The following is an 18,667-nucleotide window of genomic DNA, read 5'->3' on the forward strand; positions in this document are numbered from 1 at the left end:
CCGCTGCCGTCGCCCCGCTAGGGTGGCTGTCGTGCAGCGGCTCGCGGTGGTGGTCCCCGTCTTCAACGAGGCGGCGGGCATCCTGCCGACACTGGAGGCGCTCGCCGCCCAGCGCGACGCGGACTTCGATGCGGTGTTCGTCGACAACGGGTCGACGGATGACTCGGCCCGCATCATCCTGGACTTCGCCCGCGACCACGGCCTCGACCGGTGGCGCGTGATCGAGGAGGCGCAGAAGGGAACGGGCGCGGCCGCGGACTCGGGCATGCGCGCCGCGATCGCGGCGGGAGCGACGCTCCTCGCCCGCACCGACGCCGACTGCCTGCCGCGCGAGGACTGGACCGAAGCCGTGCGGCGCTCCCTCACGACGGGCGGGCTGCGACTCGTCGGCGGCGAGCTCGTGCCCCGTCGCGACGAGGGGCTGTCGTGGGCGACCCGAACGCTCCTGCGCGCAGCGGTGCATCTCGCGGAGGCGTTCGGTCGCATCCGGCCCGGCAACCGCGACCCCGCGTACCTCGGCCCGTACATGATGGCCGCCGGCTGCAACGTCGGGATCACCGCGGAGCTCTACGAGGCGGCGGGCGGGTTCCCGCGCACGGCGATCGAGGACCTTCACGAGGACCGTGCGCTCGTCAACGCGGTGCGCCGCATCACGAACCGCTATGCGCGCCGCGGCGACGTCGTCGTGTTCGGGTCGTCGCGCCGGGTGAACGCGTGGGGGCTCAAGAACACGCTGCTCTGGTACAAGGACCACGCGTACCGGCCGGATCACGTGGACATCCGGTGAGGGCGGGCGAGCGGTGACCGACCTCGCGCAGCGCTGGGAGGACCGCGTCATGCGGGCCGCGCATCCGATCGCGTTCCCCGCACTGCTGGCGTCGTCGCGCCCGGTTCAGCGAGTCCCCGGCCTCGGCGTGCTCGTGCGCGACGCCGCACTCCTGCGCGACGTGCTCATGGATTCCGAGCACTTCACGAAGAACGGACCCGGCGCCCCGAGCGACCTGTGGACGCCCGTGCTCGGCCCTTCCGTGCTGCTCAACATGGAGGGCGCCGACCATCTCGCGCTGCGCCGCCGGCTCGCGCCGCTGTTCAGCCCCGCCTACGTGGGCGCTCTCGTCGAGGCATCCCTCGCCACGTCTATGGCGGCGCTCACCCGCCGACTGAGCGCGGGGGAGCGCGTCGACGTCGTAGCGGAGGCGAAGCGCAACGCGAGTGCGATGATCAGCCAGCTCGTGGGCCTGCGGGCGGAGGCGGTCGACGACTCGCTGTTCCGCCGGGTGTCGTCGATCACGCGGGTCGTGCGGCTGTCGCGCCCCCGACTGACCGCTCGCCAGGCTGCAGAGGCCCGGGCGGTGCTCGCGGAGCTGACGGCCCACGCCCGGGACGCCTACCGTGCGGGTGACGAGTCGACGGTGCCGGGACGGATGCGCGCCCTCGACCTCGGCGAGCGCGAGGCGATGGGCGCCGTCGGGGCCTTCGTGCTCACCGGCACCGAGACCCTCGTCTCCTACGTGCCGCGGCTCATCGCCCTCCTGTCGGATTCGGGTTGGATGCCCCGGCTCGCGGCCGACCGGGCCGGGGTGGAGCCCGCCATCGCCGAGGGGCTGCGCGTCACCACCCCGTCGCCGGTGATGCTGCGCAGTGCGACGGCGGACGCGTCGATCGGCGGAGTCCGGGTGCGGGCGGGGGAGCGCGTCATCCTCGCGACGTTCGCGGCGAACCGCGCGCTCGGCGGTTTCGATCCCGAGGCCAACCCGGCGGCGTCGCTCAAGCAGCTGTGGTTCGGCGCGGGCAGCCACTACTGCCTCGGTGCGCCGCTCGCGATGGCCCAGGTGCGCGCGACCCTCGACGCGGTGCTCGACGCGGGAGGGGCCGCCGTGGTCGACCGGGCTCCGGCGCGCGGGGTGCTCATCCCCTCGTACGAGCGGTTGGTGGTGGCGCGGTGACCGACCTCCTCCAGGCCGTGCTCGCCGCGTGCGAGCGCACGCCGGACGCCCCCGCGATGACGTTCCGGAGGAAGACACTCCGCTACGGGGAGCTCCGCGACCGGGTGCTCGGCGTGTCGTCCTCCCTTCGGACGCTCGGGCTCGAGCCCGGCGACCGGGTGCTGTTCTCGATCCGCCCGGGTGTCGAGGCGGTGACCCTCGCCCTCGCGATCATCCATGCGGGCGGCACCGTCGTATTCGCGGACCCGGGTGCCGGCGAGGCGATGTTCCGGGCGCGGTCGGCGCTCGCGGCGCCGCGGTGGGTCGCGGCGGAGTCGCTGCTGTACGCGGCATCCTCGGGTCCCCTGCGGAGGATCGCGCGCCGCCGCGGCATCGAGCTCCCCGACTACGCCGCGGTCGTGCCGGATGCCCGGCACGTGTACTCCGGGAGGTGGCTGCCGGGGGTGCCGCGGTCGTCGGTGTCGTTGAGGTCACTCGTCGACCGACGCCCGGGACGGGCGTCGGCGCTGGCGTCGCGGCAGAGGCCAGAAATGGCCTCTGCCGCCAGTTCCAGTGCGTTGATCATCTTCACGAGCGGCACCACCGATGCCCCCAAGGCCGTCGTCCACTCGCGCGAGTCGCTCGGCACCGGCCTCGACGACTTCGCGACCGCGGTCGGCTTCGTGCCGGGGGAGCGGGTGCTCACCGATCAGCTCATGGTGGGCATCCCGGCCCTCATCGCGGGGGCGCACTGGGAGCTCCCGCCGCCCGGGCTCGACCCCGGAGCGACTCCCGAGAAGTACCTCGATCTCCTGCCGCGAGCCGACGTGCTGTTCGCGGTTCCCGCCGCGCTCGACGCGCTGCTGCGGATGCTCGACTCCCACCCCGACCGCACCCCCGAGTTGCGCGCGCTCGTGCTCGGCGGCGCACCCGTGCTCCGCCCGCTCCTCGAGCGGGTGCGCGAGCGCTTCCCGCGCACGGCCGTGCGCGCGGTCTACGGCATGACCGAGATCCTGCCCGTCGCGGTCGCGGACGGGGACGAGAAGCTCGCGTTCGCCGGCGAGGGCGACTTCGTGGGCCGAGTCGTGCCCTCGGTCGCGGCGCGGATCGCCGACGGGGAGCTCGTGGTGTCAGGGGCGGGGCTCGCGCAGTACCTCGGCCGGCCACCGCACGGAGAGCTGCGCACCGGCGACCTCGCGAGCCTCGACGGCGATCGCCTCGTACTCGCGGGTCGCGCGAAGGACATGTTCATCCGCGGCACGACCAACGTGTACCCCGGGCTCTATGAGCCGGTGATCGCGGGGCTGCCGGGCGTCCGCGCGGCGGCGCTCGCGGGCATCCCCGACGCGATCGGCGACGACGAACTCGTGCTCGCCCTCGTGCTCGACGGCACGACGGTCGAGTCGGTGCGGGACGCCCTGCCCGGCCTCATCGACGCGGCCGTGCTGCCCGACCGCATCGTCGAGGTCGACGAGCTCCCCACCCAGGGACGCAGCGCGAAGCTGGACCGCGCCGAGCTCGCGAGGAGGCTCTCGTGAGGGTCGCAGTGACGGGCGCCAGCGGGTTCGTCGGGGGAGCGGTCGCGACGGCGCTCGTCGCGCGCGGCCACGACGTCATCGGCTTCGGCCGCCGCCCGGAGGGCTGGTCGGGCGGCCGCTACGAGCAGTGGGACATCGCGCACGGCCCGCACGGCGCACCCGTCGACGCGGTCGTCCACAGCGCCGCCCTCGCCGACGACTGGGCGAGCCCCGGCGACGCCATGCTCGCCAATCGCATCGGCACGCGCAATGTGGTCGCGAGCTTTCCCGACGCCCGCATCGTGCACGTCTCGACCTCGAGCGTCTACGACGCCTTCGCGCCGAACGTGCGCGTGACGGAGGATGCGCCGCTCCCGACCCGGTACCTGAGCGCCTACTCCGAGTCGAAGGCCGCCGCCGAGCTCGAACTGCCGCCGGACGCCGTCATCCTGCGCCCGCACGCTGTCTACGGGCCGGGCGACACGACGCTGCTCCCGCGGGTGCTCGACGGGATCCGGGGGAGGCGCCTCGTGCTCCCCGAAGGAGCGCGCGTGCGGCACACGCTCACCCACATCGACAATCTCGTGCTCGCCGTCGAGCTCGCCCTCACCGGGCCCGCGGGCGTGTACAACGTCGGGGACGACACCGAAGTGCTGCTGTCGGCGGTTCTGCAGGAGTTCCTCGTGCGTCGCGGGCGGGGGGATGTCTCGATCGCGAGCATCCCGTACGGCGCGGCGTTCGCCGTGGCCGGAGTTCTCGAGCGCTCCGCGCGGATCGCCCGGCGGCGACCGCGCCTCACCCGCTACGCGGTGAGCCAGCTCGGGCTCGAGCGCACCCTCGACCTCACGAAGGCGAGGCAGGCGCTCGGGTACCGCCCGGGACCCACCTCGCTCGCCGGGGCGGAGGACTGGTAACAGTACAGCCAGCGCTGTACTATCGGAGCATGCTCACGGTCGCCTCTCGCCTCGACGTCATGCGCCGACTCGGCAAGGCGATGGCGGACCCCACCCGGTCGCACATCCTGCTGCGGCTCCTCGACGGACCGGCCTACCCGGCGGGCCTCGCCGATGAGTTCGGCCTCACCCGGCAGAACGTCTCCAACCACCTCGCGTGCCTGCGGGACTGCGGCATCGTCGTCGCCGAGCCCGAGGGGCGCCAGAGCCGCTACGAGATCTCCGACCCGCTCCTCGCGCACGCGCTGCGCGAGCTCGTCTCGGTCGTCCTCGAGATCGACGAGAACGCCTCCACTCACGAGCCCGCGGTCGCGGAGGAGTGCTGCTGATGATCGCGGTGCTCGCCGACTCCCGCCGCGAGGCGCTGCGGCGGCGGATCCGACTCATCGTCGCCGGCACCATCGCGTACAACGCCATCGAGGCGGTCGTCGCGATCTCCGCGGGGGCGACCGCGTCATCCGCCGCCCTCATCGGGTTCGGCCTCGACTCGGTCGTCGAGGTGCTGAGCGCCGCCGCCGTCGCCTGGCAGTTCACCCGCCGAGAACCGGAGCGCTGGGAGAGGCCGACCCTGCGCGTCATCGCGGTGTCGTTCTTCCTGCTCGCCGCCTACGTGGCCGTGAGCGCTGTGCTCGCCCTCGCCGGAGTGACGCGTGCCGAGCACAGCGCAGTCGGTCTCGTCCTCACGGCGGTGAGCGTCGCCGTCATGCCGCTGCTGTCCCTCGCGGAGTACCGCACCGGCCGCGAGCTCGGCTCGGCGACCGCCGTCGCGGACTCGCGCCAGACTCTGATCTGCGCGGCGCTCTCGGTGGCCGTGCTCGTCGGCCTTGCCCTCAACACCCTGCTCGGCTGGTGGTGGGCCGACTCCGTCGCCGCGCTCGTGATCGTCGTGTTCGCCGTGCGCGAGGGCATCGAGGCGTGGAGAGGAGACTCATGCGCGACCTCGGTCGGGATGATCCTCGAGGGCGACCACGAGCACGACGACGATCACAACGAGGGGGCGCGCGCGTGAGCCACGACCACGATCACGGAGCGGCCTCGACGGGCCGCGGCCGCATCGCGATCGCGCTCGCCATCACCGCGAGCGTCTTCGTCGCCGAGATCGTCGGCGCGGTCATCACCGGGTCGCTCGCCCTGCTCGTGGATGCGGCGCACATGCTCACCGACGCCGGCGGTCTCGTGATCGCGCTCACCGCCGCGACCCTCGCCCGCCGTCCGGCCACCGAGCGCCGCACGTGGGGCTGGCAGCGCGCCGAGGTGCTCGGAGCGACCGCCCAAGCCGCGGTGCTGCTGGCTGTGGGGGTGTTCGTCGTCATCGAGGCGGTGCGCCGCTTCTGGGAGCCGCCGGAGATCGCCGCGCCCGAGCTCATCGTGTTCGGCGTCATCGGGCTCGTCGCCAACATCGCCTCCATAGCGGTGCTCGCGTCCGATCGGGCGTCGAGCTTCACCCTCCGCGCCGCGTTCCTCGAGGTGCTCAATGACGCGCTCGGGTCCGTTGCCGTCATCGTCGCGGCGGTCGTCATCTGGCTCACCGGATTCCAGGCGGCGGATGCGATTGCCGCCGTGCTCATCGGGGTCCTCATCGTGCCGCGCGCGATCATCCTGCTGCGGGACACCGCCAACGTGCTGCTCGAGGCCACCCCGAAGGGGCTCGACCTCGGGGCCGTGCGCGAGCACCTCCTCGACGTGCCGCACGTGCAATCGGTCCACGACCTGCACGCGACGCAGATCGCGACGGGCCTGCCGGTGCTCACCGCCCACGTCGTCGTCGACGACGAGTGCTTCTACGACGGCCACGCGCCGCGGATGCTCGACCAGCTCCAGGCGTGCGTCGCCCAGCACTTCCCCGTGCAGATCGAGCACTCCACGTTCCAGCTCGAGCGGGCGGCGCACGGCGAGCACGAGCATCCGACCCACGATTGAGTGCGGACTGATTTGACGAGCCCGAGCGGACCCCGCTACGGTCGGCTCATGGAATTCCGCTGGTATGCGTATGAGGTTGGCTCTGGAGGGGCCGTCTTCGCACGCTGACGCACAGCACTCCAGAGCCAACAGGCAGACCACGACGGTCTGCCTTTCGTCATTAAGACGGCGGTTGGCCAGGGGTCGCCCGCCGGGAAACGGATCGCCCCATGACCACCACCCGCAATCAGCGAGTGACCTCGTTCACGACACTTCCCTCGCCCGCGGCGCTGCGCGACGAGCTGCCGCTGAGCGAGGCCAACGAGGAGCTCGTGAACCGCTCGCGCGCCGAGGTGGAGCACATCCTCTCCGGTGAGGACGATCGCCTGCTCGTCGTCGTCGGGCCGTGCTCGGTGCACGACCCGGTCGCCGCGCTCGACTACGCCCGCCGCCTCGCCCCGCTCGCCGCCGAGCTCTCCGACGACCTCCTCGTCGTCATGCGCGTGTACTTCGAGAAGCCGCGCTCGAACGGCGGCTGGAAGGGGCTCATCAACGACCCCGGTCTCGACGGGTCGCACGACGTCGTCCGCGGCTTGCGCACGGCGCGCCGTCTGCTGACGGACGTCCTCGATGAGGGGCTGCCGATCGCGTGCGAGTTCCTCGAGCCGGTGAGCCCGCAGTACATCGCCGACGCCGTCTCGTGGGGCGCGATCGGCGCGCGCACGACCGAGAGCCAGGTCCACCGGCAGCTCGCGTCAGGCCTCTCGATGCCGGTCGGGTTCAAGAACGGCATGGACGGCGACCTCCAGTCGGCGATCGACGGCTGCCTCGTCGCCCGACGCGGCCAGGTCTTCTTCGGGGCGGACGACTCGGGAGCGGCGGCCGTCGTCGCCACGACGGGCAACCCGGCCACCCACCTCGTGCTCCGCGGTGGTAAGAGCGGACCGAACTACTCGCCCGAGCACGTGGCCGACGCGGCCGCGAAGGGCGAGCGGGCGGGCATCCCCACCCGCATCGTCGTCGACGCGAGCCACGCCAACAGCAACAAGGACCACGTGCGCCAGGCGGTGGTCGCCCGCGAGATCGCGCAGCGGCTCGCGGATGCCCCCGCCCTCGCCGGGGTGATGCTCGAGAGCTTCCTCGAGCCGGGCCGCCAGGAGCTGACCGACGAGTCCCGCGAGCGCCTCGTCTACGGCCAGTCGGTGACGGATGCGTGCCTCGGCTGGGATGACACGGCCGACCTGCTGAGGGAGCTGGCCGCGGCATCCCGCTCCCGCCGTCGCGTGCCTAGCGCTGCTTCCGCACGATGAGCGACCGGTAGGCGGGGATGAGCACTCGCTTGCCGTACTCTCGCGATACGATCTCGAACGGGCGGCCATCCCCGATGAGCAGGGTCAGCACGGCGTCGAGCTCGGCGCGGGCGAGCGGTCCGCCGAGGCACAGGTGCCGCCCCGCCCCGAACCACAGCTGGCGGTTCTGGGGGATGTAGGGCCGGTCGACGCGGTACTCGCCGGCGAGGTTGTTGGCGGTCCAGGTGAGCACCATGATGCGCTCGCCGGCCTTCAGGGTGTGCTTTCCGATCGTGAGGTCGGCGAGCACGGAGCGCCCGATGAGCGGAGCGGGCGAGGTGACGCGCAGCGCCTCGCGCACCGCGTTCTCGCGCCATGCCGAGTTCTCGATGAGACGGTGCTGCTCGCCCGTGTCGTAGAGCAGGGCGGCCATCCGCGCCATCGCGGAGGCCGCCGTCTCCGTGCCCGCGACCATGAGGAGCGTCGAGAGCCCCTTCGTCTCGGTGACCGAGAGGCCGAGGTCGCGGCAGCGGCCGATGATCGTGTCGCCTGACGCCGACTCGAACGCGGCGTCGATGTGCCCCGTGAGCCGCTCGACGACCTCGCGGGCGATCGCGATCTTCTCGGGCGGCAGCACCGTGTCCGCGGTCGTGCCGAGGGCGATGGATGCGAGTTCCTCGCCGGTCTCGAAGATCTCGCGGTACGCGGCATCCCCTCGCGAGCGGTCCACCGGCAGACCCAGGAGCGAGACGACCATCTGCCCGACGAGCACGCGCGACAGGTCGGCGAGGTCGAGCTCCTCGCCCGCCTCGAACTGCGCGCGCCCGGCATCCAGCCGACCGTCCCACGCGTGGGAGACGAACGCGACGCTCGTCTTCTCGGTGAAGAGCTCGCGGCTGCGAGTGCGCAGGTCGTGGTGGCCGGGGCCGTCGAACAGGTCGTACACCCAGTCCCCGAGGATCTGCGCCCACAAGTGGCCGACCCCGCCCTCGCTGAGGAGGGTGAAGTGGTCCGGGTCGGTGAGCACCGCGCGGGCGGTGAGCGGGTCGGCGGTGATCCAGCCGAGGCCCGGCACCTTGAGGAGCGGGCGGGCGAGCATCCCGAGCCAGTTCAGGTAGGGCAGGGCGGGGCGCGCCGCGCTCAGCAGCCGGTGCTCGTGGGCGCGGGCGCTGAGGCCGAAGCCGTCGAGCACGGGGTTGAGCACTCGCTCGCGAGTGGGGGCGATGAGGTCCTCTGCTACCGGCACGCCGCTAATCTAACGGCATGGACGACGTCCGCTCACGATATCGCCGCATCTTCGACGACGGCAGCAACACCGAGCGCATGGTGTTCTTCAGCGACGCCGTCTTCGCGATCGCGATGACCCTGCTCGTCATCGACCTCCAGGTGCCCGAGGACCACAGCGGCACCTCGGGGGAGGTGCTTCTCGACAGCATTCCCGGCTTCGTCGCGTACGCGCTGTCGTTCACGATCATCGCGATCAACTGGGTCGGCCATTACCGCCGCTACCGCGTGATCAAGAACCACGACGGACGGCTGCTGCTGCTCAACCTCGTGCTGCTGTTCTTCGTGGCGCTACTGCCCTTCCCGACGAGCCTCCTGAGCTCGTACAGCGGGGAGGCGCCGGCCGTCGTGCTCTACGCCTTCGTCGTCGGGTTGCTGAGCATGCTCCAGTGGGCCTCGTGGCAGTACGCCTACCGCAAGGGCTTCGTCGGCACCGAGGTGGACGAGGGGCTCTTCCGGTGGGTGCGCCTCAACCAGCTCACGACCCCGATCGTGTTCTGGGCGTCCATCCCGATCGCGCTGCTGTGGGACGGGCAGGCGGCGATGTGGTCGTGGTTCGCGCTGTTCCCGGTGAACTTCGTCGCGGGGCAGCTCTCGAAGCGATACTAGGACTGCGGGTCGGCGGGCTCGTCGAAGTCGAGGCTCAGCTTGCGCAGCAGCGCGCTGAGGCGCTCCTGGTCGGCAGCGCTGAGCCGCTCGAGAAGCTCGGACTCGGCGGCGAGCAGCGTGCTGATCGCGGCGTCCACGCGCTCCCGCCCGCCGGGAGTCATGACGACGAGGATGCCCCGGCCGTCGTTGGGGTCCGTGCGCCGTTCCACGAGCCCCCGCTCCACGAGTCGGTCGATGCGGTTCGTCATCGTGCCGCTCGAGACGAGGGTCTGCTGCAGGAGCGCCTTGGGGGAGAGCTGGTAGGGCGCTCCCGCCCGGCGGAGCGCGGAGAGCACGTCGAACTCCCAGAGCTCCAGGTCGGATGCCGCGAACGCCGTCTTCCGGGCCCGCTCGAGGTGTCGCGCCAGCCGGCCGACGCGGCTCAGCACCTGCAACGGCGAGAAGTCGAGGTCGGCGCGCTCGCGCGACCACGCTTCGACGATGCGGTCGACTTCGTCGCTGGCGGGCATCCCACAATTATCTCGTCATCGAGCTAGTTTCGCGGGGCTGACCCGCTCCGCCTCCAGGATTCGAACCTAGACCTCACAGCTCCAAAGGCTGTCGTGCTGCCATTACACCAAGGCGGACCGCGCGATTCGCGCGCCCTCCAGTCTGCCAGAGGGCGTGCACCGACTGGCTCCAGGCGAGCAGAATGGGCCCATGCAGTCGTTCTTCGAGGCAGTGGCCCTCGCGTTCGAGGTGGCCGGGGTGGGGGCGATGGTGCTCGGCATCCTCGTGGCGGCGATCCTCGGCATTCGCAGCCTCGTGCGCACTCGCGACGGGCGCGCCGCGTTCACGACGTTGCGCGACTCCATCGGGCTCGCGATCCTGCTCGGGGTCGAGATCCTCGTCGCCGCGGACCTCGTGCGGACCGTGACATCCACGCCGTCGCTCACCGACGCGCTCGTGCTCGCGATCATCGTGCTCATCCGCACCGTGCTGAGCTTCTCGCTGCAGATCGAGATCGAGGGGGTCGCCCCGTGGAAGCGTGCGCTGCTGCCCGCCGCGGCCCAGATCGCGGGGCGTGCTCGCGGCCGCGGAACGGGCTCGACAGCGGCGCCGGAGTCCGACGCGGCAGAATAGTCGCATGACCCAGAACCTCGCCGTCGTCGTGCTCGCCGCAGGGCAGGGGACGCGGATGAAGTCCTCGCGCCCCAAGGTGCTCCACTCGCTCGCGGGCCGCAGCCTCATCGGCCACGTGCTCGCGACCGCCGCCGAGCTGTCGCCCGCGCACATCGTCGCCGTCGTGCGGCACGAGCGGGAGGCCGTCGTCGCGACGGTCTCGGAGATCATGCCCGGCGCGATCATCGTCGACCAGGACGACGTGCCCGGCACGGGTCGCGCCGTCGAGGTCGCGATCGAGGCGCTTCCCGCCGATTTCGACGGCGATGTCGTCGTGGTCTCCGGCGACGTGCCCCTCCTGGATGCCGAGACCCTCGCCGCGCTCATCGAGTCGCACCGCGCTGCCGCGGCATCCGCGACCCTGCTCTCGGCGATCATGGAGGACGCCACGGGGTACGGCCGAGTTATCCGGGCCGACGACGACTCGCTCGACCGCATCGTGGAGCAGAAGGACGCGAGCCCCGAGGAGCTCGCGGTGACGGAGGTCAATTCGGGCACCTACGTGTTCCGGCTGACAGCCCTGCGCTCGCAGCTGCCGCTCGTCTCCACGCAGAACGCTCAGGGCGAGAAGTACCTCACCGACGTCATCGGGCTGCTGCGCCGGGCCGGCGAGCAGGTCGCCGCGATGCCCGTCGCCGACGGCTGGCGCGTCGCCGGCGTCAACGACCGCGTGCAGCTCGCGGAGGCCGCGCGCCGACTCAACCAGCTCATCGTGCGCAAGTGGCAGCTCGAGGGCGTCACCGTGCAGGACCCGGCGTCGACGTGGATCGACGCCGACGTCACCCTCTCGCCCGACGTCGAGCTGCTGCCCGACACCCAGCTCAAGGGCGCCACGATCGTGGGCGAGGGCGCCATCATCGGCCCCGACACGACGCTCGTCGACACGGAGGTCGGCCCCGGCGCGACGGTTCGGCGCACGGATGCCACGCTCGCCGTCATCGGGGAGAACGCGACCGTCGGCCCGTGGGCGTACCTGCGCCCGGGCACCTACCTTGGCGCGGGGGGCAAGATCGGTACCTTCGTGGAGACGAAGAACTCGACGATCGGCGCGAGCAGCAAGGTGCCGCACCTCTCCTACATCGGCGACACGACGATCGGCGACCACACCAACATCGGCGCCGGCGCGATCACGGCCAACTACGACGACGTCGAGAAGCACAAGACGGTCATCGGCTCGCACGTGCACTCCGGTTCGCACACCGTGTTCGTCGCCCCGGTCACGGTCGGCGACGGCGCGAAGACGGGGGCGGGCACCGTGGTGCGCAAGGATGTCCCGCCCGGCGCCCTCGCCATCACCGTCGCCCCCCAGCGCAACCGGGAGAACTGGGTGCAGGAGAACCGCGCGGGCACCGACTCCGCGAAGGCGGCGGACGAGGCATCCGGCGACTGAGTAGCCCATGTGCTACATCCGGCGTATGCTCGACAGATGAGCAGCGTCGGACTTCGTGAACTGAAGCAGAACCCCAGCGAGGTGATCGCGCGCGCCGAGGCCGGCGAGACGATCACCGTGACCGTGCAGGGGCGGCCCGCCGCGTTGATCACACCGCTCGCACCCCGTCGGAAACGCTGGGTCAGCGCGGAGGAGCTGAGCGCTGCTCTGGCGAGCATTCCGCCGGACACGACCGGGTGGTACGAGGAATGGTACGAGTCCCGTAACGACGACCCGATCGAGGATCCGTGGGAGCGACGTCGGTGATCCTTCTCGACACCTCTGTCCTCCTCGCCCCACCGTCGCACTGGCCCGGCGCAATTCTCGGTTCGAGCACCATATGTTTGGCCGAGCTCCAGTTCGGCGTGCAGAAGGCTCCCACAGCGGCGATTCGCGCTCAGCGCACCCGAGCCGTCGCAACGTATCGCTCGATATTCGAGTGGATTCCGTTCGAGGAACCGGATGCGGAGAACTACGGGGTGCTCGCCGCTCGCGTCGCCCCCAGGCGCCCCGCGCATGCCCGGACCAAGGACATTCTGATTGCCGCACAGGCGCTCACGCTGGGAGTTCCGCTCCTCACCCGTAACGTGCGCGACTTCGACCTCGTCAGCGACCTCGTCGAGATCCTCGACGGAAACGTGTGACCCCGACTCGATAGAATCACTGGTACGGCGTCGTACGGCAGGAAGCGGGAGCAGTGTCCGAGATCAAGATCACCGGTGAGAAGAGGCTGGTGATCGTCTCAGGGCGGGCTCACCCGCAGCTCGCAGTGGACATCGCCGCGGAGCTCGGCGCCGACCTGGTGCACACGGATGCCCGTACCTTCGCCAACGGCGAGATCTACGCCCGGTACGACGAGTCGGTTCGCGGGTGCGACGCCTTCGTCATCCAGTCGCACACGAGCCCCATCAACGAGTGGCTCATGGAGCAGCTGATCATGGTGGATGCCCTCAAGCGGGCATCCGCCAAACGCATCACCGTCGTCTCCCCGTTCTACCCGTACGCCCGCCAGGACAAGAAGGGCCGCGGTCGCGAGCCGATCAGCGCCCGGCTCGTCGCGGACCTGTACAAGGCCGCCGGCGCCGACCGCATCATGAGCGTCGACCTGCACGCGGCCCAGATCCAGGGCTTCTTCGACGGGCCCGTCGACCACCTCTTCGCCATGCCGGTGCTGCTCGAGCACTTTCAGAAGCAGCTCGAGCCCTCCACTCTGACGGTCGTGAGCCCGGACATGGGCCGGGTGCGCGTCGCCGACATCTGGAGCGACAAGCTCGGCGCGCCGCTCGCGATCATCCACAAGCGCCGCGACCCGCTCGTTCCGAACCAGGTCTCCGTGCACGAGATCGTTGGCGAGGTCGAGGGGCGCGTGTGCCTCATCGTGGACGACCTCATCGACACCGGTCGCACGATCGTCAAGGCGGCCGAGGCGCTCAAGGCCAACGGCGCGACGGGCGTCGTCGTCGCGGCGACGCACGCGGTGTTCTCCGACCCGGCGACGGACCTGCTGCAGAGCGACTTCATCGACTCCGTGGTCGTCACCGACACCCTGCCGGTCCCCGAGGAGAAGCGGTGGGAGCGCCTCACGGTGCTGCCGATCGCACCGCTCATCGCCCGCGCCATCCACGAGGTCTTCGACGACGGGTCCGTGACGAGCATGTTCGACGGGGCGGCCTAGATGTCGTACGCCGACCGCCCCTGGGTCTCGTCCTACGCCGAGGGGGTTCCGGCCGACATCGAGGTGCCCTCGGGCTCCCTCTACGACCTCGTCGCCGCATCCGCGAAGGAGTTCGGCCCGAATGTCGCACTCGAGTTCTTCGGGCGGGAGACGACGTACGCCGACATGCTCGATCAGATCGACCGGGCGGCCGAGGGCCTGCGCCTGCTCGGTGTGCAGAAGGGCGACCCGGTCGCCCTCGTCCTCCCGAACTGCCCGCAGCACATCGTCGCGTTCTACGCCATCCTGCGCCTCGGAGCGATCGTCGTCGAGCACAACCCGCTCTACACGCCGCGGGAGCTGCGGCACCAGTTCGAGGACCACGGCGCGCGCTTCGTGATCACCTGGGACAAGGTCGTCGCCACCCTCCAGGACTTCCCCTCGGATGTCGCGGTCGAGACGATCATCTCCGTCGACATCACCCGCGCGATGCCGTTCACCACTCGCGCCCTCCTGCGGCTGCCGATCGCGCGAGCGCGCGAGTCGCGCGCGGCGCTCACGACGAAGGTGAGCGGCACGATCGAGTGGGAGGAACTGCTGAAGTCCGCCCCGATCGATGCGCGGATCATCCGGCCCGAATCGCAGGATGTGGCGCTCATCCAGTACACGTCGGGGACCACCGGTCACCCCAAGGGCGCGACGCTGTCGCACGCCAACCTCCTCGTCAACGCCGCCCAGGCGCGCGCGTGGGTCCCGGGGATCGAGCGCGGCAAGGCCGTCGTGTACGCCGTCCTGCCGATGTTCCACGCCTACGGACTCACGCTGTGCCTCACCTTCGCGATGAGCATGGGCTCGAGGCTCGTGCTCTTCCCGCGCTTCGACCCGGACCTCGTGCTACCGGTGATCAAGAAGCGGCCCCCGACGTTCCTCCCCGCGGTGCCCCCGATCTACGAGCGACTGACGAAGGCGGCCGATGAGAAGGGCGTCTCCCTGAAGGGCATCAAGATCGCCATCTCGGGCGCGATGCCGCTCTCCGCCGCGGTCGTGGAGCCCTGGGAGGCGCGGACCGGCGGCTACCTCGTCGAGGGCTACGGGCTCTCCGAGACGAGTCCCGTGCTCATGGCGAACCCGGTCGCTCCCACGCGCCGGGCCGGAACCGTCGGCCTGCCGCTGCCCGGCACCGAGATCCGCGTCGTCGACCCGGAGAAGCCCACCGAGGATCGAGCGGTCGGCGAGGAGGGCGAGCTCGTCGTGCGCGGCCCCCAGGTCTTCAGCGGCTACTGGAAGAAGCGCGAGGAGACCGAGGCCGTGTTCGTGGATGCGACGGACGGCGGAGCATCCTGGTACCGCACCGGCGACATCGTGACCATGGATGCCGACGGCTTCGTGACGATCGTCGACCGCATCAAGGAGCTCATCATCACGGGCGGCTTCAACGTCGCACCGAGCGAGGTGGAGGAGGTCGTGCGGCGGCATCCGTCCGTCGCCGACGTCGCCGTCGTCGGGCTGCCGAGCGAGCACTCGGGGGAGGACGTGGTCGCGGCGGTCGTGCTCGAGCCGGGCGCCGAGCTCGACGAGGAGGGCATCCGGAACCTCGCGCGCGAGAGCCTCACGCCCTACAAGGTGCCGCGTCGCGTGGTCGTCGTCGACGAGCTGCCCAAGTCGCTCATCGGCAAGGTGCTGCGCAAGAAGGTGCGCGACTCGCTCCTGGGGTCGAGCGCCTAGCTGTCCTCCGTCGGAAAGCTCGGGATGCGTGCCCCGCCCGGGATGAGCCCGAGCGCTGCGACGAGTACCTCCTCGCCGCCGAAGAGGCGCGCGTAGCAGTTCCAGCCGATTCCCGACGGGCTCACGAGCTCGAACCGGCTCGAGAACCCGATCGCCTCGGGGGCGAGATAGTCCGTGTAGATCGAGCACGTGCGGTTCGCGGTGCGGTTCGCCGTGCTCGCGGTGATGAGGATGCCCGGCAGCACGAGCGCCACGAGCCCGAGCACGACGACGACGCGCATCATGAGCCGGAGCCGCGGTCCGCGCAGCGGCCGCTCGTGCGGCTGGTACCCGGCGAGCTCGGGTTCCTCGTCGTCGTCCACGGTCGCCATTCTGCCACCGGTCGCTGGGGGTCTACCCGACGGCGACCGGGCCGGATGCGGCGACCACGTCGCCGGCGTGATCGACGTTCACCGAGACCGCGGCGCCGGCCGCCCGCAGCCCCGCGACCTCGAACGCGCCGACGGTGGGGCGCGGTGAGACGAGCAGCTCGCCGTCCGCGGCATCCAGCCCGAGCACGCTCGACAGCACGACGACGGACGCGGCCGCCGACCACGCCTGCGGTCGGCACGCGGCCGGGTAGGGGAGCGGGGATGACACGTCGCCGTCGCCCGAGTGCAGCTCGGGCATCCTCGAGTCGAAGCCCTCGGCGGCCGCGAGGAGGCCCGAGATGAGCACGTCTGCCTCGTCGGTGCGGCCCTCGCGCGTGAGGCCGGCCACGGCGATCGCCGTGTCGTGCGCCCAGACGGTGCCGCCGTGGTAGCTCAGCGGCCAGTAGCCCGCCGCGGTCGTCGACATCGTGCGCAGGCCGAAGCCCGAGGACATGTCGCTCGTCACGAGGCGCCGCGCGACGACGGCGGCTTGGGCGGGGGAGAGCAGTCCCGTGCCGAGGACGTGGCCGGCGTTGCTCGTCATCGAGTCGACGGGGCGCTTGTGCGCGTCGAGCGCGATCGCGAGGTAGGCGCCGTCGGCGTCCTCGAGCCAGAACTTCTCGTGGAAGACGTCGCGCAGCGCCGCAGCCCACGCCCGCCACTCGTCGGCTCCGGGGCGGCCGAAGCGCTCGAGCAGCGTGGCACCGCCGAGCGCGGCCTCGTAGGCGTACGCCTGCACCTCGACGAGGGCGATCGGCCCGGTCGCGAGGGTGCCGTCCGCGAACTGCACGGAGTCGCCGGAGTCCTTCCACCCCTGGTTCGCGAGGCCGCGGCCCGACTCGTCGATGTACTCGAGGAGCCCGTCGCCGTCCGCGTCGCCGAAGTCGCGCATCCAGCCGAGGGCGGCCTCGAGATTCGGCAGCAGGGCCTCGACCTCGGCGTCGGGCATCCCCCACCGCCACGCGTCGTGCAGCAGGCACACCCACAGGGGTGTGGCGTCGACGGTGCCGTAGTAGAGCGGCGGCAGCACGATTCCCTCCCCGGGGATCTCGAGCGAGCCACGGCGCAGCTCGTGCATGATCTTGCCGGGCTGCTCGGCGGTGTCCGGGTTCGACGAGCTGCCCTGCAGCGCGGCGAGGACGCGGAGGGTGCTCGCCGCGATCGAGGTGCCGAGGGGCAGGAGCATCCGCGCGGCCCAGATCGAGTCGCGGCCGAACAGGGTGAAGAACCAGGGCGCGCCCGCGGCGAGGAACTGCTCGCCGGGCGCGTGCGTCGTCGTCAGGCGCAGCGCCGCGAGGTCGTCGAGGGATGCCCCGAGCCACCGCTCGAACCGACCATCCGACGCCGTGACGCGCACGCCGCTCCACTCGGGTGCTTCGTCGACGCCGGATACTACGGCTCGGGCATCCTCGGCGCGCACCGACCAGCGCACTGCCGCGCTCCCGCGGGGCGGAACGGTCAGGCTCCACTCGAGCACGACCCCGTCCCCCTCGATCTGCACGTGCGCGCCAGGGGCGCTGAGCGTGGCGGTGATGTCGCCGTCCGTCCAGCTCGCGCCGTCGGCGACGACCGCGGGGCTCGGGGCGTCAGGCAGCTCGACGCCGGCCTTGACGGCGTCGAGGGCGGAGGCGTCGACGGCGAGGCGCACGCGCACGGTCGTCTCGACGGGAACGCCGAGGCGGGAGGTGAGCACGAACTCGTCGGCGAGCCCGTCGATGCGGGCGCGGCGGGTGAGGGTGGAGCGCACGTCGGGGTCGGCGCCGGGGCCGTCGAGGGAGCGGTGCAGCTGGTCGACGCGCGCGGTGGCGGCATCGAGCCGGGAGGTGCCGATGTGCTCGGCGCGGGCATCCCCGACCGAGTACTCGAGGCGGCTGACGACGCGCACGTCGGAGACGTAGAGCCCCTGGATGCTCGCACCCCCCATCGTGCCATCGACGGCGAACCACGCCTGCGCGGGGGCGGCGAGCACGACCACCTGGTCGTGCAGGAACGGCTGGAGTGTCTCGGACACGGAAGGTCTCCTCGGAAGACGGGGGAGGTCAGTCGGCGGTGCGGTCGAGGTGCGCGAGCGCCTCGATGAGCGCGCTCTTGCCGTCGAGGACGACGTCGAGCATGGTGGTGGCCGCCGCCGCGGCGTCCCCGCGGTTGATGGCGTTGTAGACATCGCCGTGCGACGAGGCGTCGTCGGTGAAGTCCACGTCAGCGTCGTCGTGGGCTCGCACGCGCTGCTGGACGTTGAAGGTGAGCTGCATGAAGTCGGCGACGAGCTGGCCGAAGCGCTGCAAGAGGGCGTTGTGCGAGGCGCCGTAGACGGCCATGTGGAACTCGACGTCGCTCTGCGCATACCGGTTGTTGTCGTGGGCGTTCTGCACCATGCTCAAATGCGCGAGCTCGATGCGCCGCAGGTCGGTCATGCTCGAGCGGCCAGCGGCGAGCCGTGCGGCCGCGGGCTCGAGGATCTGCCGCAGCTCGATGAGGTCGCGCATGATCTCGTCGCCGCGGCCCTGCATGGCGTACCAGCGCAGGATGTCGCTGTCGAAGACGCTCCACAGGTGCGGGTCGCGCACGCGCGTCCCGATCTTCTGCCGGATCTCGACGAGCCCCTTGGCGGCGAGCACCTTCATCGCCTCGCGCACCGAGGTGCGGCTCACGCCGTACTGCTCGGTGAGCTCCGCCTCTTTCGGCAAGAGGTCGCCGGGCAGGTAGCGGCCACCGACGATGTCGGCCCCGAGCGCCTCGATCACCCGGCCCTGGAGGCCGCGCATGCTGTAGCCGGACCCGGAGTCCAGGTCAGCTGCGAAGTCGGCCACGA

Annotated in this window: 20 protein-coding genes and 1 tRNA gene; 15 read left to right on the top strand and 6 right to left on the bottom strand. The window is 71.4% G+C overall.

Features of this window, described 5'->3' with window-relative positions; genetic code table 11:
- The first annotated feature begins 31 nt into the window (after positions 1 to 31).
- From Q5716_RS13410 to Q5716_RS13445, 8 genes are all read left to right on the top strand, one after another.
- The gene (locus Q5716_RS13410) at positions 32 to 787 is read left to right on the top strand and encodes a glycosyltransferase family 2 protein (RefSeq protein WP_305003659.1); all 756 of its coding nucleotides are present in this window, start codon (positions 32 to 34) and stop codon (positions 785 to 787) included.
- A gap of 13 nt (positions 788 to 800) precedes the next feature.
- Positions 801 to 1,946: a cytochrome P450 gene (locus Q5716_RS13415; RefSeq protein ID WP_305003660.1), complete on the top strand. Its 1,146-nt coding sequence runs from the start codon at positions 801 to 803 to the stop codon at positions 1,944 to 1,946.
- Complete coding sequence (locus tag Q5716_RS13420) at positions 1,943 to 3,463, top strand: class I adenylate-forming enzyme family protein (protein WP_305003661.1); 1,521 nt, start codon at positions 1,943 to 1,945, stop codon at positions 3,461 to 3,463. Before Q5716_RS13415 ends, Q5716_RS13420 begins: the two co-directional genes overlap by 4 nt.
- Positions 3,460 to 4,356 carry an NAD-dependent epimerase/dehydratase family protein gene (locus tag Q5716_RS13425; protein ID WP_305003662.1) on the top strand — a complete coding sequence of 299 codons (897 nt, stop codon included), beginning with the start codon at positions 3,460 to 3,462 and terminating at the stop codon, positions 4,354 to 4,356. The genes Q5716_RS13420 and Q5716_RS13425 overlap by 4 nt, the downstream gene beginning before the upstream one ends.
- 29 nt (positions 4,357 to 4,385) lie before the next feature.
- Positions 4,386 to 4,724, top strand: a complete 339-nt coding sequence (gene cmtR, locus Q5716_RS13430) for a Cd(II)/Pb(II)-sensing metalloregulatory transcriptional regulator CmtR (RefSeq protein ID WP_305003663.1) — start codon at positions 4,386 to 4,388, stop codon at positions 4,722 to 4,724.
- A complete protein-coding gene (locus Q5716_RS13435) occupies positions 4,724 to 5,404 on the top strand; it encodes a cation efflux transmembrane domain-containing protein (RefSeq protein WP_305003664.1) in 681 nt (226 codons plus the stop codon). Before cmtR ends, Q5716_RS13435 begins: the two co-directional genes overlap by 1 nt.
- Entirely contained in the window at positions 5,401 to 6,315 is a 915-nt protein-coding gene (locus Q5716_RS13440) for a cation diffusion facilitator family transporter (protein ID WP_305003665.1), read from the top strand. The genes Q5716_RS13435 and Q5716_RS13440 overlap by 4 nt, the downstream gene beginning before the upstream one ends.
- A 209-nt stretch (positions 6,316 to 6,524) precedes the next feature.
- The gene (locus Q5716_RS13445; protein ID WP_305003666.1) at positions 6,525 to 7,604 is read left to right on the top strand and encodes a 3-deoxy-7-phosphoheptulonate synthase; all 1,080 of its coding nucleotides are present in this window, start codon (positions 6,525 to 6,527) and stop codon (positions 7,602 to 7,604) included.
- On the opposite strand, the gene Q5716_RS13450 is transcribed toward Q5716_RS13445, so the two are convergent.
- The gene (locus Q5716_RS13450) at positions 7,582 to 8,829 is read right to left on the bottom strand and encodes a cytochrome P450 (RefSeq protein ID WP_305003667.1); all 1,248 of its coding nucleotides are present in this window, start codon (positions 8,827 to 8,829) and stop codon (positions 7,582 to 7,584) included. The two genes, Q5716_RS13445 and Q5716_RS13450, sit on opposite strands and share 23 nt — an antisense overlap.
- Positions 8,830 to 8,846: 17 nt before the next feature.
- On the opposite strand from Q5716_RS13450, the gene Q5716_RS13455 reads away from it, so the two are divergent.
- Positions 8,847 to 9,476, top strand: a complete 630-nt coding sequence (locus Q5716_RS13455; RefSeq protein WP_305003668.1) for a TMEM175 family protein — start codon at positions 8,847 to 8,849, stop codon at positions 9,474 to 9,476.
- Here the strand turns inward: Q5716_RS13455 and Q5716_RS13460 are convergent.
- On the bottom strand, positions 9,473 to 9,985 hold the full coding sequence (locus Q5716_RS13460; protein ID WP_305003669.1) for a MarR family winged helix-turn-helix transcriptional regulator: 513 nt from the start codon (positions 9,983 to 9,985) through the stop codon (positions 9,473 to 9,475). The two genes, Q5716_RS13455 and Q5716_RS13460, sit on opposite strands and share 4 nt — an antisense overlap.
- A gap of 45 nt (positions 9,986 to 10,030) precedes the next feature.
- Positions 10,031 to 10,102, bottom strand: a tRNA-Gln gene (locus Q5716_RS13465).
- A 73-nt stretch (positions 10,103 to 10,175) separates the two neighbouring features.
- On the opposite strand from Q5716_RS13465, the gene Q5716_RS13470 reads away from it, so the two are divergent.
- The 6 genes from Q5716_RS13470 to Q5716_RS13495 are packed head-to-tail and all read left to right on the top strand — an operon-like array spanning position 10,176 to position 15,445.
- A complete protein-coding gene (locus Q5716_RS13470; RefSeq protein WP_305003670.1) occupies positions 10,176 to 10,598 on the top strand; it encodes a DUF1622 domain-containing protein in 423 nt (140 codons plus the stop codon).
- A gap of 4 nt (positions 10,599 to 10,602) precedes the next feature.
- Positions 10,603 to 12,027, top strand: a complete 1,425-nt coding sequence (glmU, locus tag Q5716_RS13475; RefSeq protein WP_305003671.1) for a bifunctional UDP-N-acetylglucosamine diphosphorylase/glucosamine-1-phosphate N-acetyltransferase GlmU — start codon at positions 10,603 to 10,605, stop codon at positions 12,025 to 12,027.
- A gap of 36 nt (positions 12,028 to 12,063) precedes the next feature.
- On the top strand, positions 12,064 to 12,333 hold the full coding sequence (locus Q5716_RS13480) for a type II toxin-antitoxin system Phd/YefM family antitoxin (protein WP_305003672.1): 270 nt from the start codon (positions 12,064 to 12,066) through the stop codon (positions 12,331 to 12,333).
- Positions 12,315 to 12,710 carry a PIN domain-containing protein gene (locus Q5716_RS13485; protein WP_305003673.1) on the top strand — a complete coding sequence of 132 codons (396 nt, stop codon included), beginning with the start codon at positions 12,315 to 12,317 and terminating at the stop codon, positions 12,708 to 12,710. Before Q5716_RS13480 ends, Q5716_RS13485 begins: the two co-directional genes overlap by 19 nt.
- Before the next feature lie 53 nt (positions 12,711 to 12,763).
- Positions 12,764 to 13,741, top strand: coding sequence for a ribose-phosphate diphosphokinase (locus tag Q5716_RS13490; protein ID WP_305003674.1), 978 nt, complete (start codon positions 12,764 to 12,766; stop codon positions 13,739 to 13,741).
- Positions 13,742 to 15,445, top strand: coding sequence for a long-chain-fatty-acid--CoA ligase (locus tag Q5716_RS13495; RefSeq protein WP_305003675.1), 1,704 nt, complete (start codon positions 13,742 to 13,744; stop codon positions 15,443 to 15,445).
- Here the strand turns inward: Q5716_RS13495 and Q5716_RS13500 are convergent.
- From Q5716_RS13500 to Q5716_RS13510, 3 genes are read right to left on the bottom strand one after another with little or no spacing between them, the layout of a single operon-like run.
- Positions 15,442 to 15,807, bottom strand: a complete 366-nt coding sequence (locus Q5716_RS13500) for a hypothetical protein (RefSeq protein WP_434056619.1) — start codon at positions 15,805 to 15,807, stop codon at positions 15,442 to 15,444. The genes Q5716_RS13495 and Q5716_RS13500 overlap by 4 nt on opposite strands.
- Before the next feature lie 31 nt (positions 15,808 to 15,838).
- A complete protein-coding gene (locus Q5716_RS13505) occupies positions 15,839 to 17,866 on the bottom strand; it encodes a glycogen debranching N-terminal domain-containing protein (RefSeq protein ID WP_305003677.1) in 2,028 nt (675 codons plus the stop codon).
- A 28-nt stretch (positions 17,867 to 17,894) separates the two neighbouring features.
- On the bottom strand, positions 17,895 to 18,665 hold the full coding sequence (locus tag Q5716_RS13510) for a FadR/GntR family transcriptional regulator (protein ID WP_305003678.1): 771 nt from the start codon (positions 18,663 to 18,665) through the stop codon (positions 17,895 to 17,897).
- Positions 18,666 to 18,667: the final 2 nt, after the last annotated feature.

The organism is Antiquaquibacter soli, from assembly GCF_030580675.1.
GTDB lineage: Bacteria > Actinomycetota > Actinomycetes > Actinomycetales > Microbacteriaceae > Rhodoglobus > Rhodoglobus soli.

Excerpts from the sequence above, each read along its gene's own strand:
- Q5716_RS13435 (WP_305003664.1), top strand. The coding sequence starts at position 4,724 with ATGATCGCGGTGCTCGCCGACTCCCGCCGCGAGGCGCTGCGGCGGCGG.
- Q5716_RS13460 (WP_305003669.1), bottom strand. The coding sequence starts at position 9,985 with ATGCCCGCCAGCGACGAAGTCGACCGCATCGTCGAAGCGTGGTCGCGC.
- Q5716_RS13480 (WP_305003672.1), top strand. The coding sequence starts at position 12,064 with ATGAGCAGCGTCGGACTTCGTGAACTGAAGCAGAACCCCAGCGAGGTG.
- Q5716_RS13445 (WP_305003666.1), top strand. The coding sequence starts at position 6,525 with ATGACCACCACCCGCAATCAGCGAGTGACCTCGTTCACGACACTTCCC.
- Q5716_RS13470 (WP_305003670.1), top strand. The coding sequence starts at position 10,176 with ATGCAGTCGTTCTTCGAGGCAGTGGCCCTCGCGTTCGAGGTGGCCGGG.
- glmU (WP_305003671.1), top strand. The coding sequence starts at position 10,603 with ATGACCCAGAACCTCGCCGTCGTCGTGCTCGCCGCAGGGCAGGGGACG.
- Q5716_RS13455 (WP_305003668.1), top strand. The coding sequence starts at position 8,847 with ATGGACGACGTCCGCTCACGATATCGCCGCATCTTCGACGACGGCAGC.
- cmtR (WP_305003663.1), top strand. The coding sequence starts at position 4,386 with ATGCTCACGGTCGCCTCTCGCCTCGACGTCATGCGCCGACTCGGCAAG.
- Q5716_RS13495 (WP_305003675.1), top strand. The coding sequence starts at position 13,742 with ATGTCGTACGCCGACCGCCCCTGGGTCTCGTCCTACGCCGAGGGGGTT.